General features: G+C 57.2%; 3 protein-coding genes. 1 reads left to right on the top strand and 2 read right to left on the bottom strand.

The annotated features are described in order from the left end of the window. Window positions 1–171 precede the first annotated feature (171 nt). On the bottom strand, window positions 172–696 hold the full coding sequence (locus BN4575_RS20255; protein ID WP_068979557.1) for a replication/maintenance protein RepL: 525 nt from the start codon (window positions 694–696) through the stop codon (window positions 172–174). Between the two features lie 653 nt (window positions 697–1,349). Continuing rightward, window positions 1,350–1,592, bottom strand: a complete 243-nt coding sequence (locus BN4575_RS20250; RefSeq protein WP_044801261.1) for a hypothetical protein — start codon at window positions 1,590–1,592, stop codon at window positions 1,350–1,352. A gap of 467 nt (window positions 1,593–2,059) precedes the next feature. On the opposite strand from BN4575_RS20250, the gene mobV reads away from it, so the two are divergent. Continuing rightward, window positions 2,060–3,067: a MobV family relaxase gene (gene mobV, locus BN4575_RS20245; protein ID WP_068979556.1), complete on the top strand. Its 1,008-nt coding sequence runs from the start codon at window positions 2,060–2,062 to the stop codon at window positions 3,065–3,067. Window positions 3,068–3,188: the final 121 nt, after the last annotated feature.

Here is a 3,188-nt window from a genome sequence, read left to right as displayed (position 1 = left end):
CGTTAGGATTGTTATCTCCTGAGATAACTGGGTTATCTGGTGAGATAACTATCGAGCTTTCACGCAGCTCTCTGCGCCGCTTCAGCTCGACTTTGGCCCATTCGCTGGACTGGCGCATGTCCTCCCGCAGGGCCTCGATCTCTTGGGTGGTAAGCTGTCGGTATCTGCCCATCAGTCGAGATCCAAATCCTGTTGATCCGGTGGTGGTAGCTGCTCGCCAGAATCAGCGATCAGCCGCTCTTTCTGCATATCGACGAAGGGGATATGGGTAAGCTTTTCCTTGGCTCGTTCGTGGAAATCGCTATCTTGCTCGGTCTCTGCTGCGACAACGGTGGCACTGAAAATCGCGTATTTACGCTGGTTGCGGCCAGCCTGCCAGAACACCCGTTCATTCACGCAGTATGCCGTTGCACTGCCAATCTTGACGGTCTGGATCCAGCTCTCGTCCTTCAGGACTTTGATCGCTGTCGCAACGCTTCGGCGGCTGTATCCGGTTACCTCTGTTAGGGTTGCATAGCTGCAAACAACAGCGTTGGTTGTGCGGCCCATCTTCTCAACGAAATACATCAACACTTCGGCAGCCAAGCCGTTTTTCCGTATCAGCCCTCGCCAAGCCTTGAGGTATCCCCTCGATATCTGGACAAAGTTGTAGTTCTCATCTGCCTGAGACTGCTCAGTCTCACCCTTTGCACTCATCGGTGTAATCTCCTGCACACTATGTGTCGTTGAACTGCACCAATAGTGCACCACATTGCACACCATGTGCAATATCACTTCACACGACGTGAACCCGAGTGCAATTAGCTATTGCACTCTGGAGTGCTGCCCCACTGCACTCTGGATATGAAAACCACATTAAAAAACAACAACTTAGTGAGTGCACTATTCTATCTCTGATCGCGCGCGGGATTTTTCCACCGTTGCACCCTGATGATCACCCTGTGGATGGGTGGACAATCGCCTTCCAGGCGAACGGCCCTCAAGGGGCATGGACAACCCTATGGACAGGGGTGGACGGGCCAAAGAGACAGCCCGCCCACTGCCCTGACCACAGGGATTGCCCACACCCACGGGCCTTTGCCCACGCCCCCCACAGGGCCAAGGGAGTAACAGGATCTCCCTATCGGGTCTTTATGGTCACAGTGACGGTTAATCAGGAGGCTGGCCAGCGGTTGAGAAGGGGCCCCCGCTTGCGGGGTAGCGTCTCAAACGGGGGGCTGCCGACCCCCTTGTTACATAACACGAAATCTATACACACGCGGCGTGCTCAGGTTGGCGATAAAACCATTTTAAAACAGCCACTTACGCTTGCCGCCGTGCGTGTCGAATAATCCGTGAAAAACCCGCTTTTAGAGGGCGGTAAGATCGACCTCGATGCGCCTAAACCCGATCCCATTGGCGGTCGAAACAGCCGCATCGATCGTCTTGAAGACTCGCCAGCCTCCCCTCTGGCGTTCCAACACGCTGGTTTCCGCTCCCTTCCCGAACTGGACGAGGTGGAGGTGGTAGCCGGCACCCATCGGGGTGGGCACAACCAAGGCTTTCGAGAAGCCCCCCTGATCAAACACCCACTTGGCCTTCTGCTCTTCCATATCAAAACCCCTATTTTGATTCATCAAATCCCGAAATTGATACTACCCCCTCCCGCATCAAAAACAAGGTTTTGATGTATCAAAACAGCTTATTGATGTCCGGTTTTCAGGGGCGCAGCCCCTACAAGCCGCCCCCTGCAGTGGATAGATCCACCGGAAGGCGGGCGGCGGAACACGCCCATATGAACCCGTGGCGAGATCCCCCCCTTCCCTGCAAAACCGGCTTTTGAGGGTCTCCGGTTCTGGGGGAGGCAAACGCCACAGCGCCCCCCGATCACCCTATCTTTTGCCCCCCTTCAGGGGGGAGCTATCAGGGGGTTGATCCTTCCTCCGGCACCCTGCCGGAGCGAGCGACTTTACGAAGTAAAGTCTAGTGAGTACTCTTGCTTGTCAAGAGGCCCTCCGGAGGTCGCCATTCTGTCGCCCCCCTCCAGCCTCTCCGACAGTCCACCAAGAGGGGAAGACACATGGCCGCCTTTGCCATCATGCGCTGCAAGAAACTATCGGGAATGGGCTCGGTTGCTGCCTCCCTCAAACACTGCTTTCGGGAGCGCGACACCCCCAATGCAGACCCCGAAAGACTCCGGCACAACATGCACATGGCCGCCCGTTCCACAGACGAGGCGATGGGCAAGCTGCGGGAGAAGCTACCGGAGAAGCGGCGCAAGGATGCGGTGCTCGCTATCGAGTACGTCCTGAGCGCATCACCGGAGTGGTGGATCAATGCGGGTTCAGGCCGGAAAACGGACTTCTACCAGAGCTCGATGGACTGGCTGGCCGAGAAGTACGGGCGGGAAAACATCCTGGTATCGTCGATTCACCTGGACGAGAAGACCCCCCACATGTCGGCGTTCGTGGTCCCGATCACCAAAGATGGGCGGTTGAGCGCCAAGGAGTTCATCGGCAACCGCACCAAGATGAGCAACGACCAGAGCAGCTATGCCGAGGCCGTCAAGCACCTTGGACTGGTGCGGGGCATCGAGGGCAGCAAGGCGACCCACAAGCGCATCAAGGCCCATTACAACGCACTGGGGCAGCAAATCCCCGTGCCTCCCGAGATCGGGGAGGCGGATCTCAAGCCGCAAACCTCGCAAGGCGAGGGATTGCTGGGCAAGATCGGACTGAGGCCCATGATTGAGACCCCGCTCGGAGTAGCGGATCGGCTCAATGCCAAGTTTGCGAAGGCGTTCAAGGTTGTCGCTGAGAAAGCCTCTGAAAGCGATTCTCAGCGCGGGGCGGCGGTTAAGGCTAGGATGGCATTGGCTGACACCCAGAAACAGCTCCAAGCGCTTCAGGAGCCGTTTAAGGGGCTATCCAAGGAGCAGGTGGCTGAAGTTCTCAAGCAGGCCGTGGCGATACAGCAGGACAATCAGCGGAGGCAGCAGGAGCAGGATCTGGCTCGCAAGCTGGAGGCCGAGATCCGGCGGAAGATGGCCCCAGAGCAAGGGCCAAAGCCAAGGGGCTTCAGCCGTTAGGATTGTTATCTCCTGAGATAACTGGGTTATCTGGTGAGATAACTATCGAGCTTTCACGCAGCTCTCTGCGCCGCTTCAGCTCGACTTTGGCCCATTCGCTGGACTGGCGCATGTCCTCCCG

Source organism: Aeromonas sp. EERV15, from assembly GCF_900079845.1.
In the GTDB taxonomy this organism is placed as follows: Bacteria; Pseudomonadota; Gammaproteobacteria; order Enterobacterales; family Aeromonadaceae; genus Aeromonas; species Aeromonas sobria.
The sequence above is the reverse complement of the archived record's forward strand: the minus strand, read 5'-3'. Positions and strand labels throughout refer to the sequence as shown.

Coding starts and splice junctions, on each gene's coding strand:
- BN4575_RS20250 (WP_044801261.1), bottom strand. CDS start 1,592: ATGGAAGAGCAGAAGGCCAAGTGGGTGTTTGATCAGGGGGGCTTCTCG.
- BN4575_RS20255 (WP_068979557.1), bottom strand. CDS start 696: ATGAGTGCAAAGGGTGAGACTGAGCAGTCTCAGGCAGATGAGAACTAC.
- mobV (WP_068979556.1), top strand. CDS start 2,060: ATGGCCGCCTTTGCCATCATGCGCTGCAAGAAACTATCGGGAATGGGC.